A 26046-nucleotide genomic window follows, 5' to 3' on the forward strand; every position below is an offset into this window, starting at 1 on the left:
TGGTATGCATAATTGGGATAATGTGATGCAAAGTATTAGAGAAGTATGGGTTCCGGCTGGTGGAGTTCTGGCTGTTATCATTATTGTTACCGTTATATTTATGATTTTAAAGAAGAAGGGTAAGTAAATACTTTGAAACATAAAAGAGAGTGGCCATAGTATAGTTTGGATAGTACTATGGCTATTTTTTAAAATTAATTTATTTTTACTACGTCGAGATCAATAGAAATCAATTATGAGAAAGAGGGTGGATTGCATGAAACATTTAAGAAAAGTTCCATACGTTGAACAAATGCAGCAAACAGAGTGTGGGTTATGTTGTATTGCTATGATTTTGAAATATTATAAAAGTAATGAGACCTTGGGAAATATTCGAGATGAACTAGAAGTAGGAAGAGATGGATTAGAACTTTCTAATATGGAACGTTTTTTCCAACAAAAAGGAATGGATACGGAAATATCTACAGTAAGTATAAATAAATTACATCAGGTTAAGCTGCCTGCGATTATTTTATGGAATGAAGAACAATATGTTATTTTAGAGTCAATAAATCAAAAAATGGCAGTTATAATAGATCCGGCATATGGAAAAATCAAAAAAACGTATGAAGAAATGAAAGAAGAATATTCAAATGTAGTAATGACAGTAAGTCCGACTAAAATGTTTGTTCCAGAGAAAAAAAAGCGTTGGATTTGGGGTAGTTTACTAAAAAGAGTGGGACAAAGAAAAGAAGTTTTTATAAGAACAACAGTAATATCAGTTATTACTTATGGTATACAACTTATTTTACCCATATTAATTGAAAGTATGATAGATTTAACAACACATAAAACAAACAAAATGCAGGTGAAATATTGTATATATTTTGTTTTGGCAACTATACTGATTTATGGAATTATGTCATTTATTAGGCAAAAAAGTGTTATTGATTTACAGATGGAAGTGGATACGCATTTGACGAAAGAAACCTTCAGCAAATTGATGAAATTACCTTATAAATATTTTGAAAGCAGAGCGAATGGTGATTTGCTATTCCGATTAAATAGTTTAAATATTATTAGAGATCTTATTTCACAACATATTATTACAGGGGTAATTCAATTAGGCTATGCAATTGTAATTATTGGTTATTTATTAGATAAATCCGTTTTGTTAACCGGAGTTACAATTGGAATTTTCGTTATAAATGGATTGTTCATATTTTTAATGAGACCGAAGATTTTAGAAGCAAATCAAAACCAAATTATAGAAAATACAAAACTGCAATCAATTCAATCAGAAACAATATATTCTATGTTTGGTATTAAAGCAGCTGGAATGGAATCAGAGATTGAAAATAATTGGAGCAATAGATATCGAAGAAGTATGAAAGCTTATAAAAAAAAGAATATCATTTTAAACATATATACGACTATTATTACAGTATTTCAGACAGTAGGCCCCTTTTGTATTTTGTTATTAGGATTAAAGCTCTGTATTATGGGGCACGTGACGATAGGTGCGGTAATTGCCAGTTATTCTCTGGCAAGTACATTTATTGGTACAAGTGTTTCATTATTTAATATGTGGAATGATTTCAGTTTAGCTTCTTCTTATTTAGAGAGGATTAATGATATTACAGAAGCAAAAGAAGAAGTGAAACCGCAAAATCCAATGAAGGTAAATATTACAGGGGAAGTGGAATTTCAAAATGTATCATTTGCATATACCAATACTTCCGATTATGTAATAAAGAATTTAAGCTTTAAAATAAAAAAGGGGGAAAAAACAGCAATAGTTGGAACATCTGGATCTGGAAAAAGTACATTAACAAAACTTCTGTTAGGATTATATGAACCGACAGAAGGAGAAATCTTTTATGACGGGGTAAACATAAAAGATATAGATAAAACAGAGTTAAGAAAGCAAATTGGTGTAGTCCCTCAAGATATGTCTCTATTTAATAAGACTATATTGGAAAATATAGTTTTAAACAGTGAAGATATTGATATGGAAATTATTAAAAATGCGACTGATATAGCTCAAGTAAGACAAGAAATTGAAGAAATGCCAATGAAATATAATACCCTAATATCTGATATGGGGATGAATCTTTCAGGAGGACAAAGACAGAGGATTGTTTTGGCAAGAGCGGTTGTAAATAACCCTAAGTTAATTATTTTGGATGAGGCTACCAGTTCATTAGATACTGTAAACGAAAGAAAAGTATCAAATTATTTTAAAAAGAGTGGTAGTACTCGAATTGTAGTAGCTCACAGAATGTCCACAATTATTGATTCAGATAAAATATTAGTTTTGAACAATGGTAGTTTGATTGAAAGTGGAACACACCAAGAATTGTTGCAAGTAAACGGAGTTTATAAGAATCTTTATAATAGCAATGAAAGCAATGGACTTAAATTAGCATAGGAGGGAATTTACATGTTTGGAAAAAAAAAGAAGAAAGTTGATATAAATGGAGAAAAAAGTATTATTGAGTTATCGGATATAGAGGTAGATGGAATTGTAGCAACTGGCTTTTATAACTCAAATATTGATTACATGAAAGAATGTTATAGCAGTCGTGTAAGTGAAACAAGATCGATATTATCTAAATTGCATATGAAGTAGGAAGGAGCGAAAGGATGAAAGAAGCTCATATGAAAAGAGTTCCGTATATTCAACAAATGCGTCAAACAGAATGTGGTTTATGTTGTGTTGCAATGATTATGCAATATTATAAAAGTTATGATGGAATCCGAAGAATTCGTGAAAGTTTAGAAGTCGGGAGAGATGGTCTAAAAATCTCACTTTTGTCAAAATATATGAAATCCAGAGGCATGGAAACAAAGGTGTATAGAGCTAATGCAAAGGCTTTGGAACAATTAACACTTCCAGCAATAATTTTTTGGCATAATGAACATTTTGTAGTTTTAGAAAAACTTGAAGGTAAAAGTGTGACAATAGTAGATCCAGCATTTGGAAGGAGAAAAATAAAGTATAGTGAGTTCTGTGAAAACTATTCGGATATTATTATGGTTGTAAGACCTACCGAAAAATTCAAACCTTATAATGTGAAAACTAATTTATGGATTAATGCATTTAGAAATATAAAAATTAAAAAATCACTTTATTTAAAACTAGGGATAGCATCTGCTGCCATGTATTTTATTCAAATGATAATTCCAGTGTTGGTACAACATTTAACTGACAATATCAATGGAATGACAGTGGGTATGTTTAGTGGTAATTATTACTATTATGCCATAGGAATAGCTGTACTATTAGCTGGGTTTTCGTTTTTTAGAGGAATGAAGATAATTGAATTACAATTAAATATTGATAGGTATTTGACTAAAGGAACATTTAAAAAAATGCTTAATCTACCTTATAAATTTTTTGAAAGTCGCTCTAATGGTGATTTGTTGTTTCGGTTAAATTGTTTATCAGTAATTCGTGATTTAGTTTCTGAACAAATAATTCAAGGTGTTTTACAAGTGGGTATGATGCTATGTATTATGGGATATATGTTATCAAAATCAATCATACTTACAGGAGTAGCCGTATTATTTTTGTTACTTAATATATATTTTATTATAAAAATGAAACCAACATTAATGGAAGCAAATCAAAATGAAATTGTAGAAGATACTAGATTGCAAGGAGTTCAGGTTGAGGCAGTTTATTCTGCATTTGGAATCAAAATTGCCGGAATGGAAAACGAAGTATTAGAGAGTTGGACAAAACGGTATAAAAAAAGTCTGGCTGCTTACAAGAAAAAAAATATGATTAAAAATATAAATGATACAGTGTTGTCAGTACTTCAAATGGCAGCTCCATTAATTATATTATCAATAGGTATCTTCCAATATATGGATGGTTTTGTTACAATTGGAGAAGTGATTGCAATTTATACTTTAGCAGGCAATCTATTTTCAACAGGTATCTCAGTATTTAATATTTATAACTCATTTGTTTTAGCATCATCATACTTAGAAAGAATTACTGATATAACCGATGCGAAAGAAGAACAGGTACCAGATGAACCTATTCAATTGCAAATCTCGGGAAATGTACAATTAAAAGATGTATCCTTTTCCTATACAAGCAATTCAGAGAATGTATTGAATAATATTAATCTTGATATTAAAAAGGGGCAAAAAGTTGCAATTGTAGGAGCATCAGGATCAGGAAAAAGCACTTTAGCTAAAATTATATTAGGATTATATGAACCCAAAAATGGAGAAATATATTTTGATGGTGTTAATATGAAGAAGTTGGATCGAGGAGTTTTAAGACGTCAAATAGGTGTAGTTCCACAAGATATGTCACTTTTTAATAAGACAATTTATGACAATATATGTGTAAATAAAAAAGTAGATAATGAATTGGTACGAAGAGTCGCTCAAATTGCACAAATAGATGAAGAAATACAGCAGATGCCAATGAAATATCAAACTTTGGTTTCGGATATGGGTATGAATCTGTCTGGAGGTCAACGACAAAGAATCGTATTAGCAAGAGCATTATTAAATAGGCCCGAATTAATGATTTTAGATGAAGCAACCAGTGCGCTTGATTATGTAAATGAAAAAAAAGTAACAAGTTATTTTCAACAAGCAGGCTGTACTAGAATTATAATTGCACATAGATTGTCTACGATTATTGATTCTGATATTATTATTGTATTAGAAAGAGGAAGAGTGGTGGAATCAGGTACACATGAGCAGTTAATTAAAAAAGGTGGATTGTATGCTAACCTCTATATTAGCAGAGAACAAGCAGTTGCAGTATAATTACAGCTATCTTATATTATTGACAAATATTGCAAGAATATATATAGTATAGTGATACTAGAAAATTAATAAATATAGAAAGAGGTAGAGGATGAAATTTGAATCACGTTGTGGTGTATGTTGTAAAAGCTGTGAGCGAAAAGAAGCAGTAAAGTGTAACGAATGCCTTAATATGGAACTTCCGTTTTGGGGCGGTAAGTGTGAGGTAAAATTTTGTTGTGAGAGCAAAAATCTAAATCATTGCGGTGAATGTTCAACATTTCCTTGCGATATGCTTAGTAATATGGGGAAAGATCAAGGATTTGATCCACTGCCTAAAATTGAACAGTGCAGAAAATGGGCACAAGGAGAATAAGCAGAAACTTCACAACAGCTTTACCCCCATATATAAAATAGCAGCATCTTTGAACGAACGTGGATTATAGCCACAGCTACGCCATATTTTATCTAACTGGTACTGTAACGTGTTCTTATGAAGGTACAATGTTTCACAAGTATTTTTTAAAGACATGTCGCATTGGAAATATGTTTTCAATAGTACCAGTTCCTTTTTGCTAAGTTTATTGATTGTTTTTCGTAGAAATTGTTCTTTTGCATCGTTGGATACACTTCCAAGAAGTATTTCTAAATCAAGCTCGTCAAAAAAAGCAAGGTTTTCATTGACTTGAAGGCTGTATAGGGCAAGTTTAGCAGCTTCATAAGAATGATGCTGTTTGGTTAAAGTGGTTTTGCTGCCGACCCCGACCTTCAAAAACTCTTTATATTTTTTTGTAAGATCTTCAAATAAATAAGCCCATTTCTGAAAAGTCTCATCTTCAAGAATAAGTACATATTCATTTGGATAGTTGAACGTATAAAAATTGCATCCGGTAAAATCAAAGACCTGATAAATCTGATGTTCTACCATGGAAAGATTAGATGGATTATATCGGGAATTTAAAATAATTAGAATGGTTCGATAACTACTTGTGAAAGAAATATTATTACTTTCAATAAAACCCATAAAAAAATCGTGGTTCATATTACTATTTGTAATTAAAGAACGAATCACATAATCAAGTTGTGCTTTTTGATTATGATTTTGTACGTTTAATTCATGTTCTCTTAATATAAGAGATGTAATCTTTTGGGCCAGATAAGCATATTTACGCACTTCTTTAGGAATTCCGCTAATTCCTATCACGGCGATTACTTCCCCATTATGAATAAAAGGAATATTTACCCCTTTATGTGTACCTCTAAAGCTATCATTATTTTCAACTTCCAGAGACTTACAACTTTGGATGACTTGTTTACCGATTTCGTGAAAATCTCCAATTCTGCTAATGTCGGTACTGGCAAAAATGATACCATCTGTATTCATAAAATTAACATTATGACCGCATACATCTTTTACCGTTTCAACAATTTGCTGCGCTATTTTCTGATTGATTTCTGCTGGCATGATAATTCCTCCAATTTATAACGTTATGTTAATTATAACATATATAAAAGATTAAGTTGTAGTATATTTATTACAGATACCATATTTTTTGCTTCTGTAATTTGATAGTATAAAAATATGAAAAAGATTTCGAACGTTTTAATGAAAGCAGGGTAATTATGAAGGTAGTAATAGCAATCGATTCTTTAAAGGGGAGTTTGTCATCTCTTGAAGCAGGGAATGCAATTAGACAGGGGATTCAAAATGTAATGCCGGAGGCTCAAATATGCGTGAGACCTCTCGCTGATGGTGGAGAAGGGACAGTAGAGGCATTAACATTAGGAATGAACGGTCATATAGAACGTATTGAAGTTACAGGACCTTTAGGGGAAAAAGTGAATTGTGACTATGGTATATTAGGAGATGGAAAAACGGCAATTATTGAGATGTCAGGAGCTGCAGGAATTACATTAGTAGAGGAAAAGGATAGGAATCCTCTTAATACCACAACGTATGGCGTTGGAGAGGTAATAAAAGATGCGATTTTAAAAGGCTGCCGTCATTTCATTGTAGGAATTGGTGGAAGTGCTACGAACGATGGTGGAATAGGAATGCTGCAGGCATTAGGTTTTGGTATTTTAGATAAGGAAGGAAAGCAGGTTCCATTTGGTGCAAAAGGATTAAAAGATATTAAGGCAATAACAGACGAGTCTGTAATTCCTCAGTTACAAGACTGTACCTTTCGTATTGCATGTGATGTAACGAATACTTTATGCGGTGAACAAGGATGTAGTGCTATCTATGGTCCTCAGAAGGGTGCAACTCCAACTATGATTATGCAGATGGACAAATGGTTGGCTTATTATGCAGAAATTTCAAAAGAAAAAAACCCAAAAGCAAACACAAACCAGGCTGGGACAGGAGCAGCAGGCGGATTGGGATTTGCATTTCTTAGCTTTACAAATGCAGTATTGGAATCAGGAATTAAAATAGTATTGGAAGAAACAAAGTTGGAGGAATACATTAAGGATGCGGATATAGTAATTACAGGAGAGGGAAGACTGGATGGCCAGACAATCATGGGAAAAGCTCCGATTGGTGTTGCTGGTATTGCCAGAAAATATGAAAAAATGGTGCTTGCATTTTCGGGCTGTGTAACAGAAGATGCAGTAGTTTGTAATGAGTATGGAATTGATGCTTACTTCCCGATTGTCCGTGGTATTTCTACTTTACAGGAAGCTATGAATAGTGATGTTGCCAAGAAAAATATGATAGCAACTGTAGAGCAGGTTTTCCGTCTAATTCAGTATAAACGGAAATTAACTTAGGAGGGGTAGTATATGTCATATGAGTTTACAACAATTGGAGCTTTAATAGGATTAGCCATAGCGATTTTTCTTATTATAAAAAAGGTACAGCCTGCATATAGTCTGATTCTTGGGGCTTTAATTGGAGGTATTATTGGTGGGGGAGGTCTTGTAACTACTGCAAATACAATGGTTACAGGAGCTCAAGGGATGATGTCTTCCGTCTTGCGTATTTTGACATCAGGGATACTTGCCGGAGCGTTGATAAAAACAGGTGCTGCAGAAAAAATAGCAGAAACAATTGTCGATAAGTTAGGACAGAAACGATCTATAGCGGCTATATCCATAGCGACTATGATAATTTGCTCAGTAGGTGTATTCATAGATATTTCTGTAATTACTGTAGCTCCCATTGCTCTGGCAATAGGTAAAAAAGCAGGTTTAGCAAAAAGTGGTGTTTTATTAGCTATGATAGGTGGAGGTAAGGCTGGCAATATCATATCCCCAAATCCAAATACGTTAGCCGCTTCTGAAGCGTTTAATATTGATTTAACTGCCCTTATGATTAAGAATATATTTCCAGCTGTCTGTGCCTTGATTGTAACCGTAATTCTTGCAACACTGCTTGCAAAAAAGAATAAAGAGATGATAGATGAAAAAGAGATGGAACTTAAGGAGGATAAGGAGCTGCCTGGTTTTCTTCCTGCTATTTGCGGTCCCTTGATCGTTATCATTCTTCTGGCACTTCGTCCGCTCTTTGAAATAAGTGTAGATCCATTAATCGCTTTGCCGATCGGTGGGGTTTTAAGCATTCTGATAACAGGAAATAGAAAGCATTTGATTGCATACACCGAATTTGGGTTAAGTAAGGTGATAGGGGTTTCCGTTCTCCTAATTGGTACCGGTACAATCGCTGGAATTATCAAAGCTTCGGCACTTCAATATGATGTAACCAATTTATTGGAAATAATGAACATGCCAGCTTTTGTTCTGGCTCCTCTATCAGGAATTCTAATGGCTGGTGCAACGGCATCTACAACTGCAGGGGCAACCATTTCTTCACAGACATTTTCTTCAGCTTTACTTTCTGCAGGTGTACCTGCAATATCAGCAGCAGCTATGATTCATGCAGGGAGTACTGTAATCGATTCGCTGCCGCATGGTTCATTTTTCCATGCAACAGGAGGTTCTGTAAATATGAGTATTCGTGAGCGGATGAAGCTTATCCCTTATGAAGCTTGTGTTGGTTTAGCTAGTACTATTGCGTCGGTAATTATTTATTTAATTTGAAATTATTATAGAACAAACCTATGAAATTGAGTTTTCATAGGTTTAATTCGTTTCAAGTCTCTTATTGCCAGTTTAATATAAGAGGCATATCAGTACATTTACTGATATGCCTCTATACTATTCTACGTCTATTATAATCGAATGGTTAGGTTTTTCTTCTTTTGGTACAATAATTCTAAGTAATCCATTATCAAGTTTTGCTTTGATTCCATCAGCTTTCGCATCCTCTAAATAAACGGAACGGCTCATAGAAGTATAACGTCTTTCACGATGGATGTAATTCTTGCTTGAATTTTCATTCTGTTCGTCTTTCTTAATTGAAATTAGAAGTTTACCTTCATTGAGTGCAACATTAATATCATTTCGAGCAATGCCAGGGACTTCAGCTTCTACAACATATTGATTGTCTTCTTCCATAACGTCTACCTTGAAGGTATCATATGTTAGAGACCTTCTGAAAGGCCAATCGCTTGAAAAAAAGTCATCAAGCATGTTATTAAAGCTATCAAAGCCAAAGCCAGTTTGTGTTGAAAGTTCTTTTTTTCCTTTGTTGAAAGGTATCAATCCTGTCATGGTCAACAACTCCTTTTCTATTTATTGTTAGCACTCTATTGTGATGAGTGCTAATTATGATATAGCATATTATTTTGGTTTTGTCAATAGGCTAAAGTGTTTTTTTGAAAATTATTTTACGAAAACAAACGCTGAGTTTTATTGGCTAAAACCTTTCGTAAATTGTTACCAAGTAATTAGAAAAATATGATAATATAATTCATAAGTGGAAGACACTAATTATGATTTTGTGAAAGGTCGTGATATATTGTATAAAATTATGATTATAGAAGATAATGAAAGGCTTAAGGATAAGTTAAAAAAGCTTCTTGTCCAATATGGGTATTCAATTTTAGCCCCTTCTTTGGATGAACATATCATAAATAGTTTTAAAGAATCTATGCCGCATCTTGTTTTGCTCGATATCAATCTACCATGTTTTGATGGCTTTCATTTTTGTAGAGAAATAAGAAAAATTTCCAATGTTCCTATTATTTTTGTGACAAGCCGTAGTAACAGCATGGATGAAGTAATGGGAATGACATTAGGCGGGGATGATTTCATAACGAAACCCTATAAACCAGAGGTTTTGCTTGCAAGAATAGGTGCTCTGTTAAGGCGGAGCTATTCTTCTTCAAGTGATATTTTGGAACATAACGGACTTACATTAAACCTTGGAAGTTATACCGCTGTATATAAAGAAAAATCTGTAGATCTATCAAAAAATGAATATAGAATTTTATACTACTTAATGAAGAATAATGGGAAGCTTATTTCGAGAGAAGAGTTGATGAAACAGCTGTGGAATGAGGATGTTTTTTTGGATGATAATACACTTACTGTCAACATAAACAGACTCAGAAGAAAGCTAGAAGATATTAAAATATATGATTATATTATTACAAAACATGGACAGGGGTATATGATAACATGAGTTTTATAAATTTTTTAAATGGAAGAAAAAGTATTATAGTATTACATGTTATTGGAATGATAGTACTTTACTCTTATCTGAGCATATTTGACATACCAAAGCTTGCTGTGTTCTTTATTGTATTTATGTGGGCAATTGTATTTTTAATTTATCTTATAGTCACATTTATTAAACGTCGTAGCTATTTCACTCATTTGCAGGAATTTATTGAGAATTCTACAGATCTTAATTCTTTAGCAAACAGCCTAAGACCTCCGGAAAATTCGGATATGAAAATATTTTTTGACTATATACAGAGGTTAAATGAAGATATAGAAGAGAAAATGGATGCCATAAAAAATAAGCAAAGTAATTATCAAGAATATATTGAATCATGGGTACATGATGTAAAAACACCTATAGCGGCTATCAAATTAATTATCGAAACTGATTTAAAAGGAATTTCTTATGAGGAGCTTTTGGAAGAGGCTAATAAAATTGAGCATCTTGTTGAGCAGACTCTTTATTTTGCCCGAAGCGAAAATGTGGAAAAAGATTACTTTATAAAGGAAATTCCTGTAATGAAATGTGTCAAATCTGCGATAGAAGATAATGCTGTACTTATTGAACGCAAAGGAATAACAATGGAGGTAAAAAATAGTGGTGAAACAGTAATTTCTGATGAGAAATGGCTTCGATTCATATTCAACCAGATATTTATAAATGCAATAAAATATTCTAAAAAGGATTCTCCATATATAAAAATATGGGTAGATAGAAAAAATGAATCTGTTATTTTAAATATTGAGGATAACGGCATAGGTATTCCCAAGAAAGATATTGATCGGATTTTTAATAAAGGCTTTACCGGAGAGTCGGGACGTAAATATGAAAAATCTACAGGCATGGGTCTTTATCTAGTAAAAAAGCTTTGTATGAAACTAGGTCATGATGTTTATGTCCAATCTTCTCGAGAAAAATTTACAAAAGTATCAATTGCTTTTCCTAAAAATAAAATTTAACTTTTCTAAATGTGACAATTATGTTCGTTATTTGTAATGAAAATCGATGGAAAAATATAAAACGATAAAATAAAATAAACACATATTCTGTAAGTTTTGCAAGGAGGAATGATATGCAAATTAAAAAGATTATGTGTTTTATATTACTTATTTTTATTATTTTTTCTTTAAGTCAGAAAAGTATTGTTTATGCGGAGACTTCAGAAGAATCTGTAGATACCTTCGAAAGAATGACGGATGATTACATGAAGAAGGTTCTTGAAGAGTATCATGTGGCTGGGGTTGCGGTTTCTATTGTAAAGAATGGACAGGTTTTTTTTGAAAAGGGTTATGGATATTCAGATATAAAGAAAAAAATTCCAGTAGACCCTCATACTACTGTTTTCCAAATTGCATCTGTTTCAAAGTTGTTTACAGCAACTGCAGCTATGCAGTTGGTCGAGCAGGGTAAGTTGTCTCTTGATGAGGACGTGAACAATTATTTGACCGCGTTTAAGCTTAATAATCCTTTTTCAAAGCCGGTCACCCTTAGAAATTTGTTAACTCATACCGCAGGGTTGGATGACAGGGTGCCATTGTACCTGAAAAGTTCGGGAGATATACTTTATGATTCTCTAGAACCATTAGAAAAGGAATTAAAGAAAAACATGCCGCCGGTCATAAGAAAGCCCGGGACTTTTTGTCAATATAATGTTTATGGTATGGCACTTGTGGGTCATTTAGTTGAAGAGGTATCGGGTAAGTCGATAAACGATTATATAACGGAACATATTCTGAAACCACTTCATATGAAAAATTCATCATACGGATTGAACAGTTCTATTTTTAAGAATATGACAAAGCCTTATAAATATAAGGATGGTAAGTATATAGAAAATTCATATACAGTAATCAGTGACCATCCAAGTGGATCGATTTGTGCTACAGCTTCTGATATGGCTGCTTTTATACTTATGCACCTAAATAATGGTGAATACAACGGAATAAGAGTGCTGAATAAAAGTACTGTAAATAACATGCATCGTAATCATTATCCGAATGACGGTAGATTAACAGGTTATGGTCTTGGATTTTATGAAACAGTAAGAAATGGAAAAAGAACTATAGAACATGGAGGCTATCTTCCTTCATTTTCCTCAAAATTATCAATATTACCAGATGAAAATATTGGTATGTTCATATCCATTAATACAGATTCTGAAGGAAGTAATAAAGTGTGCAATGAATTTGTTGATAAATTTTATGAATTCTTTACAGAGAAAGGTAAAGATGTCGAACCTGAAAAGCTTCTAAAGCAGAACATTCCTATGGATATGAATGTAAAACGAATAAATGGGAGATATGTATTTGGATCATATGGGCAAACCGATAAAACAAAATTGAAATCATTACTGATTACATGTAATGTTCAATGTGATAAGGCAGGCAACCTTATGTTTAACGGTGGACAACTTAAATGTAAGTTCAAATATATAGGTAAGGGATATTTTTATAGCAAAGAGAGTGGAAACTACTGCAAAATAGCAGAGAAAAATAACAGGATGGTTTTTAGCTTTATGGGTTCCGACTATGAGAAGTTATCTGGTTTTAATCATAATTTAATGATAGCTGCAATTGTCTTTATACCGCTTTTACTGTTATCAATTATATTGCTGCCTATCTTCATGATTCGTAATAGAAAAGAACAGACAGGTAAGTCTCTGATTTTCAAATCTATATTACTTTTATTAAGTATTCTAATACTTACTTATTATGGATTAAATGGAATTATGGCAATAAAATGCATGGCAGCAGACACACTTATTGTACATACATATATTATTCCGTTAATATCTGTAGTGTGTTACTTTTCATTTGGACTTACAGTAGTTTCTGTAATAGTTATTGTAAATGGTTGGCTTAAGAAAAAATACTTATTACGGTTAAGGTTATATTACTCTATAATCACTGTCGCATCTATAATTAATCTGTTATTTATGTATGTTATGAATGGATTTAAGCTATAATTTTTTGAAAAAAGAAGGAGAAAAACTTTGGACGAGATATTAAAGGTAGAAAATGTAAGAAAACAATATGGAGGCAGATATAATAAAACGCCTGCACTAAATGGGGTGAGTTTTAGTGTCAAAAGGAGTGAATTTACGGGAATTATGGGACCTTCAGGTAGTGGAAAAACAACTCTGCTTAATGTAATTTCGACAATCGATTCCGCAACTTCCGGCAATATAATACTTGATGGTCAGGAAGTTGTTAAGATGAATGCTAACAAATCAGCTAAGTTCAGAAGAGAAAAGTTAGGTTTTATATTTCAAGACTATAATCTTCTTGATACACTGAATGTACATGAAAACATTGCGTTGGCACTTTCAATTCAGGGAGAAAGACCGGAACTAATTGATAAAAACGTAGAAAATATAGCCAGAACATTAAATATTTATGATATACTTAATAAATTTCCTTATCAGATATCAGGGGGAGAAAAACAGAGAGTTTCAGCAGCAAGAGCAATTGTTACGAATCCTAGTTTAGTTCTAGCTGATGAGCCGACAGGAGCGCTTGATTCTAAATCCGCTCAGATGCTTATGGAAACGATGCAGACAATTAACTTAGAGATTGGGGCAACGATTTTAATGGTCACACATGATATATTTTCAGCTAGTTTTTGTAAAAGAATACTATTTATAAAAGATGGGGTTGTTTTTACAGAATTAGTTTGCGGAAGTGACACACGCAATCAGTTCTTTGATAAAATTCTAAATGTAATTTCTCTTTTGGGGGGACTGTAAAATGTACTTTAAATTAATGATAAGAAATATAAAAAGAAGCTTTGGAGATTATTCGGTATATCTTTTGACACTTTTCTTTGCAGTTGCTGTTTTTTACATTTTTAACGCAATACCATATAATCAAGGAATCCAGTCTTCATCAAAAGAAATAAGAGAAACATTGCCAATTTTTATCAATGCATTATCTATTTTCATTAGTATAATTTTGGGATTTCTTATTATCTATGCTAACAGTTTTATGATGAAAAGACGCAGTAAGGAACTTGGGACTTATATGCTGCTAGGAATGTCGACACATAGAATATCGGTCATGCTGTTTTTTGAAATGTTATTACTTGGTATTGTTTCACTGGTGTCAGGAATTTTAGCAGGACTATTTCTATCCCAGGGGATATCCTTTATTATAGCAAGGATTTTTAAACAGGAGCTTGAAACAATAAAGTTTTCTTTTTCTATTGCATCAGTCATAAAAACAGTATTTTTCTTTCTGCTCATTTTTATTGTAGTTGCTGCATTTTTTTCATATAAGGTTGCTCGTATTAGAATTGTAGATCTTATACAAATAGACAAAAAAAGTGAGAAGATAAGATTTGCAAAGACGTGGGTATCAATTACATTATTTATAATTTCTGTTATTCTTCTTGTAACAGCTTATATTACAGCACTTAGTAAAGACTTTCGCTTTAATGATGTAACGAAGGTTATCCCTGTTTTTATTCTTGGAAGTACGGGTACATACTTATTTTATTTCTCTGCTTCCGGTTTTTTATTGACAATATTGACGAGTACCAAAAAGCTATATTATAAGAAATTAAATATTTTTTCACTTCGCCAGGTTGCGAATAGAATAATGACATCTACGATATTAATATCTACTATTTCTATAATGCTTCTTGTTACTGTATGTGCTTTTGCAGGAGGTTTTGGTTTGAACGATTTTGCAATTAACAAACTAAAGCGTGCAGCACCGAACGATTTTGAATTTACGGCTGGAATCAATACAGATATAGTTCCAATCGGTAACTATATTAAATCTGAAGGGTATGATAAAGCATCAATTTCAGAGGCAGATGTTTATCCGTCTGGAGTGTCATTATCCAATACCGTAACAAAACAGGCATTGAAAGAAGCTTCTAAGAAAAATAAAAATGCATATCATAATCTTCTTAATCTAAAGTTAGTGCTAGTTAAGCTGACTGATTACAATAATTTGAGAAAGCAAAAAGGGCTTGATGAGATATCCCTTGATAAAGGTGCAATTGTATTGCATGTAATAGAATCAGAACTAAAGCCATTTGTTCAAGAATTTATTGATTTTAATAAAACAATGCGAATTGCAGGATGCAAACGAAAAATAGACGGTGTGTATGATGAAAACCTAGTAGCACACTATTTAGAATTTGCAGTTATTAATGATGAAGAACTAGCAGAAACAACTCCTATAAATAAAGTTGTTTCTGTTAATATAAATAGTAAATATGAGGAAACATTTTCAGAGAAAGTGACAAATGAAATTAAGAAATACAAAAAGGGTTCGTTGATTGTTCGATTTGAGGTTCTACAAAAGCTTTATGGTATGTCAGCTCTCGCTATATTTGCAGGTTTATATATTGGTATTACTTTTTTGATCATGAGCAGTGCTATATTGGCACTTAAACAACTTACGGATGCTGCACAGCATAGGCAAAGATACAAAACGCTTAAGGATATTGGAGTTGATGATGAAATGATTCATGGTTCAATATTTATTCAAATGGCAATTTATTTTTTTGCACCAATACTTTTAACAATTAGTAATAGTGCCGTTGCGTTGATTGCTATAACAAATTATATTCAAATTGCTGGGAATTTTTCTATCATAAAAATGGTTTTATTTACGATTATTGTATTTACGGTATTCTATGGATTATATTTTAATGCCTGTAAGCAGGGATTTAGTAGGATTATCTTTTATTAAATAATATAGAATGAAAAATAAGAAAGCTAGTATAATTTGAAGGTGATGTTCAAATTATCACTAGCTTTCTTTTGACTATGGCTAAACATCGTTATGTGGGATGGATTTATGTTTAGCATTCCTATTTTTATTTTGGTTTTCTCTTGTAATTGGTGTTTGACCATTACATTTTTCCATTCGTGCTTTTTTGTTATCAGGCTGGCTATCTTTTGGCATAATGTCCCTCCAATAATTATTAACTACCTCAATAATATGTTCATTTTATGTAAGAATTATACTTATTCCTTCATCCTGAAGTTTATGAGTATTATTAATCTTCAATATGTGCATGGCCCCATTCACAAAGTGAATGTAAGACCGGCATTAAGCTTAACCCTCTTTCTGATAATGAATATTCTACTTTGGGTGGGATTTGAGGGTATTCTTTTCGGATAACTAAATTGTCTGCTTCTAATTCCTTTAATTGAGTGCTTAGCATTTTATGAGTTATTGTTGAAAGATAGCGTTTTAGTTCTCCATATCTTAGAACTTCTTTTTTCCAAAGCCAAAACAATATGTGCATTTTCCACTTGCCGTCTATCAAAGACATTGCATAAGCAAATGGTTTTACATTAACTTCACTAGACATTATTACTCTCCTCTTAGATAGTATCACACAAATAAGTGCGTACTTCCATTTTGTTGTACATTAGTTTATCATTTAGACATTAAAAAAACAAGGAGGATTATATAATGAAAAAAGAAATTGAAGTTTTTGAGTATACTAAGGATATTTTACAAGCACTAAAAGAAGGAGTACTACTAACAACAAAATCAAAGGAAAAAGTAAACACTATGACGATATCCTGGGGAGCACTTGGTATCCAATGGTCGAAACCTATTTTCACATTATTTATAAGAGAAAATCGATTTACGAAACAGATACTTGAAGAGAACCCGGAATTTACAATAAATATTCCATATGGAAACGTTAATAGGGAAATAATGAAATTTTGTGGAACAAAAACAGGTAGGGAAAACAACAAGATAAAAGAATTAAATTTAACATTAGAAGAACCAAATGTGATTTCAGTGCCGGGGATAAAAGAACTTCCACTGACGCTTGAATGTAAAGTAATTTATAAACAGAAACAGGATAAACAATTAATTCCTGAGGAAATTAAGAAAGAATTTTACCCACAAGATGTAGATAGTTCATTTTGTGGTAAGAATAAGGATTTTTCCACTGTATTTAACGGTGAAATAGTCAATGCATATATAATAGAATAACTATAAAAGCATCTCTTCGGAGATGCTTTTAATGTTTTTTGGGTAATGAAAGTTTAGAAACGTGATAGAAGCAATCTATGTAATAAAACGAATGGTAGCAACTACTTGACCATGATCAGATTGCCATTTGGGTAACTTATCTTTTGATAAAGTATTGTCTATTAAATGATCGTCTAAAATATGTACAAAATCTAAGTCACCTATTCGTTCTTGGTTTCGGAAAAAGAATTCCTGTGAAAGTAAGATATGGTCTAGTTCTTCGTAGTGACCATTATAAATATAGGTTGGCCAATCAGTTTTAAATGATTTCTGTGAAATGATATCAAAAACACTATATAACATACAATCCCAATGTTGTTTTTTGACTTCAATAGGATCAAACTTCCAAGGAGATGGTCCGGCAATAATATTTGTTGTCACAGAGCGCGTAGAGTCATTTAGGTCGCCAATTAATATTAGAGGATTATTATTGTTAGATATCTCATCTAATACTATTTTTCTGATTCCCGAGGACTCGATGGATCGTCTTAACAATGATCTTGTTTCTCCTAAAGCCTGAATCATTAAATCATTATCATCCTCACCTTTCATTATGATTGGTCGTTTGGATTTTAAGTGACAAACAATTACAGTGATATTGATCCCTTCAGGTAGTGATAGTTTGACTTTTAGAGGTGCCCTTGAGAATTTTTTGAATTCTTCAGGTAATCCGTTAATAGCTTTTGTAACTTCGGTGGGGATATTTTCGATTGATTCAGGCTCATTTATAACAGGGAATTGTGAAGCCAGACCGACGACAGGAGAACTTCCTGTTTCTCCTAAAACGTGAATTTGTTCAGAATTAAATTGCGTATTATCTAACGCAGCTACTAGAGCTTCCTTGTGGAAAATTTCTTGAAACCCTATTATTTGGGCGTCCATTGTTTGCACTTGAGATCGAATCCATTCCAATTTCTTCTTATAATCGATGTCGGAATAAGAATTGTTATCATAGTAAGTATGATTGGGTAATACGAGATTGTACAAATTAAACGATCCTACCTTTAAAGTTTTCATATATTTCTCCTTTCAAATGACTTAATTAAGTATTTTCTCGGGAGTATGAATTTTTATTTTATATCTATATTAACATAATTGTGTACTAAGTTTTATTAATAAATTCTTAATGTGAGTGGCATACATTGCTGCTTTTTTAGATACATCTCATTTAAACGTATCATCTAATTACTAACAATTAAAAAACAAGAGAAAGTTACGATAAAAGTATTAATTATTACACGATAGGAATACTAGGAAAATAAAATGCTATAATTTGCGATTAGAATCAATAAAAGTAGAAAAATAGGATAATTTGCATTATTAATAAGGACAAGGAGGATAATGCTATGACTAGAAATCAAATGAAAAAAAATAATCCTGAAACTACAGATGAGATAATCGATTGGATACGAAATTATTGTAATTCTATATTGAATACCGAAGGAATGTTGTATAATAAAAAAATTCCTGAAGATTTTTTGTCTGAAGCAGGAAAGAGATGTTTATTTGGGATAAGGCTTCCTACAGAGTATGGGGGATTGAATCTGCCTATGTCAGATACAGTAAAAATAGTGGAACAGCTTGCAGCTATCGATATTAACTTGGCTACATATCTGATAGTACAACATACATTTAGTTATCCAATATTATTATTTGCAAAACCACAATTTCGCGGATTTTATCTTCCACAGATTGCTGCTGGAAACAATTTGGGATGCTTTGCGCTTAGTGAGCCGGAAGCTGGTTCGAACCCAAGGAAAATGAGAACTAGTATAGTACCAGCAGGGAGAGGCAGGTGGAAAATAAACGGAACTAAATGTTGGATTACAGGTGCAGCATCTGCTGATATGTTTCTTGTTTTTGGTCGTCATCCAGAAGATTCTGGTTATAAAGGAATTAGTTGTTTTGCAATTCCAAGAAGAACAGTTGGGATAAATGTAGAAGAACCGAAAGAAATGTTAAGCATTAATGGGGTAGGATTACGAAGTATAACTTTTAAAGATGTTGAAGTAGGGGAAGAATACCTAATTGGTGAATTAGGAAAGGGTATGGTGGTTGCTGAAAGCGGGTTATTGTTTGGGCGCTTTTTTACGACTGCTATTTGCACAGGTATTATGAAAAGATGCAGCCAGTTTATGCTTCGTTATGCTTCACAAAGAAATATTGGTTCGGGGATGTTAGTGGATAATCCTGTAACGATATCCAGATTAAGGGAGATTGATAAAGCGGTGGGAGCTATAGAGGCGTTAGGCTTCTTCATTGCTGAAAAAATAGATTGTAATGAAGAAATACCAGAAGATATTGCTATAGCTTGTAAGGTATGTTCTTCTGAACTTGCATGGGAATCCGCGGATAAATTAGTACAATTATTAGGAGCAAGAGGCCTTGATGAAAGAAATTTTACTTCTCAAATTTTACGTGATACAAGGTTTTTTAGAATTGGAGAAGGACCGTCAGAACCATTATTAGTTAAATTGGGAGCAACATTATCATTAACTAATTCTAAACTAATGAGATATATACGCGAAGAAATGAAGGCTAAAGAAGCATATGAACATCTAGTAACTGATATTAATCAAATAAAAAAAATGATGAAAGAAATGTCAGTGAATAAGGAAATAAAAAGTATATTTTATTATGCAATTGGAAAAGTTGGAATGTGGAGTGTTTTGGAAGCTGGACTCATGTATCGATATAATATAAAATCAAACACTAATTTATATCAAGTAATAGAATGGGTAAGATGTAAATCTGATCAAGTATTATGTGAAGTAAAGTGTGATATTAACAATGTTTGCAAAGAAACGACTCCATTTGATTTTAATACAGAACCGTATGAATATAGCATAGGAACGATTGATGAGACTATGCCGAAAACGAGAGAGAGATTGGATGAATTTCTGAAAAATCCTTATGAATATTCGACCAAATTGAAATGTGATGAGAGTAGTAATTATGCAACTGTTATAGACTTATTCGAACAAAATGTTAAAAAAAATAGCCAAAGCAATGCCGTTATAAGTCCGAGTCATACAATTTCTTATGCGAAACTGAATCATGAAATAAATAAAGTCTGCAATATTTTAAACGAGAAAGGAGTGGCGCCAGGGGATGTTGTTGGACTAATTATGGATAGAACACCACTACTTATTATTAGTATATTGGCAGTATTAAAAAGTGGATCAACTATTTTGATGCTTAATGCGCAGGAGCCCAAAAAACGTAATCAGTTAATATTGAAGAAAGCAAATGCAAAAACTATTCTTTCGGTTTGTCAATTAAAAGAATATACATCAGATATATTTGATAATGTTTTATATATTGATTCAGAAATTGAATCAAGTAGTGAGAATGCTGAAGAATTTCACAATAAGGCGAATCCTTTCACAATAGCATATATAGCTTTTACATCAGGTTCTACAGGAGTACCCAAAGGGGTCAGAGTTACTCATAAGGCAATATGTAGTCAAATATTAGCACGTCTTGATAGTGCAGAGATAAGCTTTGGAGACAGAATTTTGCATTCTGTAGCCCCTAATTTTGATATCGCAATTTGGGAGCTGCTCGGTCCGTTTGTCTATGGCTCTTCCATCGTTTTAAGTAATGAGAAAGTATTTAATTGGGAACCAAGGAAAATTATAGATTTAATTATAAAATACGAAGTGACACATATGCAAATAACACCTACACAATTAGAATTAGTGCTAACAAACTTACCATCTAATTGTGATAGTAAATTAAAATGTATTTTTTGTGGCGGTGAAGTATTACCTGATAATGTAAAGGATCAGTTTCGAAAAAAATTACCAAAAGTAGAACTGATACATATGTATGGACCTACAGAAGCTGTTATTGATACATGCTATTGTAAACCTCTTACTGAAAAAGATTATTCGTTGGGAGAAATAGGATTACCATTTTTAAATAAGAGAGTCTATATACTTGATGAAGATGGAAAGATAGTTCCGCCAAATACACCAGGTGAATTATATATAGGTGGGGATATAGCAGAAGACTATTTAGATGAACCTTATCTTACAGAGAAAAGTTTTATTAAAGATATATTTTCAAATAGTCCAAATGCAAAAATGTACAAAAGCGGTGATATAGTTACAAAACTATCCTCTGGAAGGTTTAAATTTTTAGGAAGGCAAGATCAACAAATCAAAATAAATGGGGTTCGAATAGAGTCAGGTGAAATTGAAACAGTTTTAGAAAAATACCCTAATATAAAACAATTGAAGGTAGTACTTCAAAAAGCCAAAGAAAATGAAAAATTGGTGGCATATTATGTATTGGATAAGCAAGGTAGTTTAAATGAACAAGAGTTACGGGATTTTGCATCTCAACATTTGTCTAGAGTTATGGTACCATCAAATTTTATTCAATTAGAAGAATTTCCGGTTACGGGAACAGGAAAAATAAATTTAAGTTCCCTTCCTGAGACTGTTGATATTAATACAAAAGAAATGTTAGGCAAAGAAGAAAAAGAAAATCCTATCTTTGAATCGATTGTTCAAGTTTGGGAAGATGTATTAGAATGCAAAGTAAATAATGATACATCGGACTTTTTTGAAATGGGTGGTAATTCTTTAATGGCAATACAAGTACTTACTCGTATTTGGGAAATATATGCAGTTGAAATTGATGTCATTGATTTTTATGAAGATCCGACTATAAAAGGACTTGTTCAAAGAATATTTGCTCAGCAAAAAAAAGCACCATTGGCAGGAACGCAAAAAAATTATTGGTATCTGTATAAAATGGATATGGAATCAGCTGCTTATAATTGTCCGGAAGCGGTATATTTCAAAGGGGAATTGAATGTTGAATTTTTAGAATGGTCTATCGCTAAAATAATAAGCAGGCATGAAGCATTGAGAACTATTTTTGTTGATGATGAAGGGGAACCTTTCCAAACAGTTCTTGAAACCAAAAAATACATGCTGCCGGTAGTCGATATTACTAGGGCGGATAAAAAGGCTCAAGAAGCTGAATTATTAAAGTTACTAGAAGTTGAAGCATCAAGGCCTTTTAATTTGAGTGAAGTACCTCCATTTGCTGCAAAATTATTTAAATTGAATATGGTTGAGTATGTCTTCTTCTGGAATTTTCACCACATTATTGCTGATGGATGGTCATCTGCTCAAGTATTTACGAGTGAATTAAATGAGTTGTATCAGTCTAGATGTGAGAGTAGAGAACCTGTTTTGCCCAAATTACGAATGCAGCCGATAGACTATATGGAATGGCAGGAAAAAAAACATACACCTGAGATAATGGATAAACAAAGAACTTATTGGCTGGAAGAACTCGAAGGAGTACCTTCAGAGGTGGATCTTACATTAGGGAATAAGTTTGCTTTATCTAAAGGTGGTATAAAAGGGCGTCGAATTTCGTTTGAAATACCGGAAACTTTGTATAAATTACTAAAAGAATTTTCTATAAGACAAGGGTTAAGTACTTATAATGTACTTGTGACTGCGTTTGCAGCCTTGACTCATGTATTAAGTGGTTCTAACGATATTTCTATCGGAACTGTAGTAGCGGGAAGGAAAAATTCTGAAGTTGAGCACGTTATGGGAAACTTTGCAAATGTTGTAGTGTTACGTTGTATTTTCGAACCGGAATCTACGGTTGAAATGGTTTTAAGACAGATGAAGAATAAATTACTCAATGCTTTGAGATATTCTGATATCCCGTTTGAAGAGGTAGTATCCGCCTTAAAACCAAACAGAGAAAAAAATAAAAATCCATTATTTAATATATTTTTTTCATTATTTAATGGAAATGAAGTGAATTTGGATTTTGAAAACTTAGAGTCAAAACCAATCCCTATGGATCCGGCAATTGCTCGGTTTGATTTTAGTGTAGCTATGTTTGAAGTTAATCAGAAATTAAATGGATATGTGGAATATAAAGTAGATCTTTTTGAAGAAAGGACCATTAAAAGAATAATTAAATATTTTATAAAAATGTTGTCTTATGTAATTGCTTTTCCGAGTCAATATGTAGATTCAGCAGAACTAGTAGACAATGAGGAAAAGAAGTTGCTTTGCCAAACCTGGAATGATTGTCACACACCATTTCCAAGAGATTTATGTATGCATCAGATGTTCGAACAACAAGTAATACGAGTTCCTGATAAGATTGCGGTTTTCTTTGAAAATAAATCGCTAACATATTTTGAATTAAATTGCAGAGCAAATAAACTTGCGAATTATTTACGTAGGGGAAATATACAAACCGGGGATTTTGTAGGAATATGTGTTAAGTCTTCCATAGAAATGATAGTGGGAATTTTGGGTATAGTGAAGGCAGGAGCGGCCTATGTTCCAATTGATCCGGTTTTACCAAAAAAGCGAGTAGAATTTATTCTTAATGAAATTGATTCGAAATTAATTGTTACACAGTGTGAGTTTGCCAAAACACTATTTGAAAATGAAGAAATAGTTTGCCTTGATAAAGATTGGGAGATTATAAATAAAGAAAGTGACGAAAATTTAAACCTTTCTATGAAGTCAAATCAAATTATTTATATGATATTCACTTCAGGTTCGACTGGAGTTCCTAAAGCAGTCCGAACGATGCATTATAATGTTGCGGCGCTTTTGTGTAATTCAAACCATATGCAAGTTTCTGAGAATGACAGAATCCTTAAAGTAAATAATTTTGCTTTTGATATTTCAACATGGGAAATATGGTCACCGCTAATTAATGGTGCTATTATGATAGGCATGCCGGATGAAATTAAACTAAAACCTATACAATTTGCGGAATTTGTGGATAAAAATCAGATTTCTATGGCTTACTTGCCAACAGCGATATTTCATGCAATTAGTGTTGAAGTGCCTTCTGCATTTAGAAAAATGAAATATCTTATTGTTGGAGGGGAAGCGTTGGATCCAACACGAGCAAGAGCCGTATTAGAAGACAATCCGCCAGAAGTATTTGTAAATGCATTAGGACCTACTGAAGTGACTTGTTCGGCAGTGTGGTATAACGTACGTAACTTACCGAAAGATGCTATAACGGTTCCTATAGGAGGACCGATATCAAATACTCAATTATATGTTTTGAATTCCCAAATGCGAGTATTACCGATTGGGGTCACTGGAGAATTATATATTGGTGGAGCTGGTGTTTCAGATGGTTACCATAATAGACATGAATTAACAAAAAGAAATTTTATTCATAATCCATTTGATCATGATGAAAAATTTTGCCGTCTTTACCGCTCAGGTGACTTGGTTAAATATCAGGAAGATGGAAATCTGATATATATGGGAAGGAAGGATCATCAAATAAAACTCCGTGGTTTTAGAATTGAAATTGGAGAAATTGAAAATGCAATAAGAGAGTATGAGGCAATAAATACGGTTGCAGTTTTGGTAAAAGGCAGTCATGTAGATGATAAACAATTAGTAGCATTTGTTTCATTGAAGAGTGGATTTGATGATACCTGTGTTGACTCGATTAAAAATTATCTTAAAGAACGTTTACCATATTATATGGTGCCAGCTGTACTGAAAGTTTTAGATGCATTACCTTATAACAAAAATGGAAAGATTGATAGGAAAGAATTGTCTGAAATCGATGTTTTTGTAAATGATACAAAAAGTAATATTATGTATCCAAGAAATACAGAAGAGGCTCAAATAGCTAAGATATGGGAAGAAGTTATAGGCTTTAAAGCACCTGGTATACAATCCGATTTTTTTGAGTCGGGCGGTGATTCATTAAAAGCAGTCAGGCTATTAACAGTAATTAATCAGGAATTTTCAATAAATTTACCTATGGAAACATTATATGATCATGGAACGATTGAATCGTTATCAATTATGATAAGAAAAGAAAATATTAGTCTTCATAATACAGCTCTCATACCATTCAATCATAAAAAAGCAACAAATAGGTCATTGTTTTTAGTACATCCATTAAGTGGAAGTGCATTATGTTATAGCCAACTGGCTAATTTGATTGATTATCCGGTTTTTGGTTTACAACAACTTGGTAATAAAGAATTGAAAGATGCAGGGGTAAATTCCATTGAGAAATTAGCAGAATACTACTTAAAATCTGTTTATACGATTCAAAATAAGGGGCAATATCTTTTAGGAGGTTGGTCTTTAGGAGGTCTTATATCCTTTGAAATGGCTCGGCAGCTTGAACATGAAGGACAATTGGTTGAAAAAATTATATTGTTTGATAGTGCTGCACCAGGAACACATCAGAAATCACTTGATATGCGTGCAATATTAAAATTATGTTTAGAAGAAGCAGCAGAACAATATGGAGCTAGTATAGATTTAGATTTAAACCAAATCGATACTGCAGATTCTGATGCGATGTACCAGATGGTGTTAAAACAATTAAAACTAAATAAAGTTATTTCAGAAGATGCAGATATAGATGAATTAAAGGAACTGGTTGAGATTTGTACTAGTAATATTAGAATGCTAAATTCATACGATGGGGGAAAAGTGAATTGCAATATTGTACTTATACATCCTAATCATCATATACCATATTCGAAGAATGTCGAAAATGAAGAAAAGTATCTTGATTGGATGAATTATACAAATGGTAGTGTAGAACTAATTGAAGTTGATGGAAGCCATATGTCAATGATTTTTGAACCATATGTTAAATCATTGGTTAAAGTAGTGCAGGGGTGTTTGAAATAATTGAATAAAAGTATAATGCAATTTC

The 26046-nt window shown here is 32.5% G+C and carries 19 protein-coding genes; 14 read left to right on the forward strand and 5 right to left on the reverse strand.

The window, feature by feature from the left end:
- The first annotated feature begins 4 nt into the window (after window positions 1-4).
- The 5 genes from DWV06_RS18890 to DWV06_RS04060 all read left to right on the forward strand — a co-directional run bounded on the left by DWV06_RS18890 (window position 5) and on the right by DWV06_RS04060 (window position 5131).
- Entirely contained in the window at window positions 5-127 is a 123-nt protein-coding gene (locus DWV06_RS18890; RefSeq protein WP_268877868.1) for a hypothetical protein, read from the forward strand.
- A gap of 129 nt (window positions 128-256) precedes the next feature.
- Window positions 257-2410 (forward strand): peptidase domain-containing ABC transporter, encoded by a 2154-nt coding sequence (locus DWV06_RS04045; protein ID WP_162300570.1) that lies wholly within the window; start codon window positions 257-259, stop codon window positions 2408-2410.
- Window positions 2411-2422: 12 nt separating this feature from the next.
- On the forward strand, window positions 2423-2611 hold the full coding sequence (locus tag DWV06_RS04050; protein WP_115480879.1) for a hypothetical protein: 189 nt from the start codon (window positions 2423-2425) through the stop codon (window positions 2609-2611).
- A gap of 14 nt (window positions 2612-2625) precedes the next feature.
- Entirely contained in the window at window positions 2626-4776 is a 2151-nt protein-coding gene (locus DWV06_RS04055) for a peptidase domain-containing ABC transporter (RefSeq protein ID WP_115480880.1), read from the forward strand.
- Window positions 4777-4867: 91 nt separating this feature from the next.
- Complete coding sequence (locus DWV06_RS04060; protein ID WP_115480881.1) at window positions 4868-5131, forward strand: DUF3795 domain-containing protein; 264 nt, start codon at window positions 4868-4870, stop codon at window positions 5129-5131.
- Window positions 5132-5140: 9 nt separating this feature from the next.
- On the opposite strand, the gene DWV06_RS04065 is transcribed toward DWV06_RS04060, so the two are convergent.
- Entirely contained in the window at window positions 5141-6220 is a 1080-nt protein-coding gene (locus tag DWV06_RS04065; RefSeq protein WP_115480882.1) for a CdaR family transcriptional regulator, read from the reverse strand.
- A 158-nt stretch (window positions 6221-6378) separates the two neighbouring features.
- On the opposite strand from DWV06_RS04065, the gene DWV06_RS04070 reads away from it, so the two are divergent.
- Window positions 6379-7527 carry a glycerate kinase family protein gene (locus DWV06_RS04070; protein WP_115480883.1) on the forward strand — a complete coding sequence of 383 codons (1149 nt, stop codon included), beginning with the start codon at window positions 6379-6381 and terminating at the stop codon, window positions 7525-7527.
- 12 nt (window positions 7528-7539) lie between these two features.
- Entirely contained in the window at window positions 7540-8796 is a 1257-nt protein-coding gene (locus DWV06_RS04075; protein ID WP_115480884.1) for a GntP family permease, read from the forward strand.
- A 117-nt stretch (window positions 8797-8913) separates the two neighbouring features.
- Here DWV06_RS04075 and DWV06_RS04080 read toward each other — a convergent pair whose 3' ends face one another.
- A complete protein-coding gene (locus DWV06_RS04080; RefSeq protein WP_115480885.1) occupies window positions 8914-9369 on the reverse strand; it encodes an Hsp20/alpha crystallin family protein in 456 nt (151 codons plus the stop codon).
- A 247-nt stretch (window positions 9370-9616) separates the two neighbouring features.
- Here DWV06_RS04080 and DWV06_RS04085 point away from each other — a divergent pair, with 247 nt between their 5' ends.
- The 5 genes from DWV06_RS04085 (at window position 9617) to DWV06_RS04105 (ending at window position 16026) form a co-directional block, all read left to right on the forward strand.
- Complete coding sequence (locus DWV06_RS04085; RefSeq protein WP_115480990.1) at window positions 9617-10282, forward strand: response regulator transcription factor; 666 nt, start codon at window positions 9617-9619, stop codon at window positions 10280-10282.
- Complete coding sequence (locus DWV06_RS04090; RefSeq protein ID WP_115480886.1) at window positions 10279-11283, forward strand: sensor histidine kinase; 1005 nt, start codon at window positions 10279-10281, stop codon at window positions 11281-11283. The genes DWV06_RS04085 and DWV06_RS04090 overlap by 4 nt, the downstream gene beginning before the upstream one ends.
- 113 nt (window positions 11284-11396) lie before the next feature.
- A complete protein-coding gene (locus DWV06_RS04095; RefSeq protein ID WP_115480887.1) occupies window positions 11397-13289 on the forward strand; it encodes a serine hydrolase domain-containing protein in 1893 nt (630 codons plus the stop codon).
- Between the two features lie 27 nt (window positions 13290-13316).
- Window positions 13317-14069 (forward strand): ABC transporter ATP-binding protein, encoded by a 753-nt coding sequence (locus DWV06_RS04100; protein WP_115480888.1) that lies wholly within the window; start codon window positions 13317-13319, stop codon window positions 14067-14069.
- 1 nt (window position 14070) lies between these two features.
- Window positions 14071-16026, forward strand: coding sequence for an ABC transporter permease (locus DWV06_RS04105; RefSeq protein ID WP_115480889.1), 1956 nt, complete (start codon window positions 14071-14073; stop codon window positions 16024-16026).
- An 81-nt stretch (window positions 16027-16107) separates the two neighbouring features.
- On the opposite strand, the gene DWV06_RS18895 is transcribed toward DWV06_RS04105, so the two are convergent.
- Both DWV06_RS18895 and DWV06_RS04110 read right to left on the reverse strand, forming a co-directional pair.
- Entirely contained in the window at window positions 16108-16242 is a 135-nt protein-coding gene (locus DWV06_RS18895; RefSeq protein ID WP_268877869.1) for a hypothetical protein, read from the reverse strand.
- Window positions 16243-16336: 94 nt separating this feature from the next.
- Window positions 16337-16654 carry a winged helix-turn-helix transcriptional regulator gene (locus DWV06_RS04110; protein ID WP_115480890.1) on the reverse strand — a complete coding sequence of 106 codons (318 nt, stop codon included), beginning with the start codon at window positions 16652-16654 and terminating at the stop codon, window positions 16337-16339.
- A gap of 104 nt (window positions 16655-16758) precedes the next feature.
- On the opposite strand from DWV06_RS04110, the gene DWV06_RS04115 reads away from it, so the two are divergent.
- Complete coding sequence (locus DWV06_RS04115; RefSeq protein WP_115480891.1) at window positions 16759-17295, forward strand: flavin reductase family protein; 537 nt, start codon at window positions 16759-16761, stop codon at window positions 17293-17295.
- A 75-nt stretch (window positions 17296-17370) separates the two neighbouring features.
- Here the strand turns inward: DWV06_RS04115 and DWV06_RS04120 are convergent, their stop codons facing one another.
- A complete protein-coding gene (locus tag DWV06_RS04120) occupies window positions 17371-18351 on the reverse strand; it encodes an endonuclease/exonuclease/phosphatase family protein (RefSeq protein WP_115480892.1) in 981 nt (326 codons plus the stop codon).
- A 329-nt stretch (window positions 18352-18680) separates the two neighbouring features.
- Here DWV06_RS04120 and DWV06_RS04125 point away from each other — a divergent pair, with 329 nt between their 5' ends.
- A complete protein-coding gene (locus DWV06_RS04125) occupies window positions 18681-26021 on the forward strand; it encodes a non-ribosomal peptide synthetase (protein WP_115480893.1) in 7341 nt (2446 codons plus the stop codon).
- Window positions 26022-26046: the final 25 nt, after the last annotated feature.

Origin of the sequence: Anaerosacchariphilus polymeriproducens, assembly GCF_003363435.1 — a bacterium.
Lineage (GTDB): Bacteria > Bacillota > Clostridia > Lachnospirales > Lachnospiraceae > Anaerosacchariphilus > Anaerosacchariphilus polymeriproducens.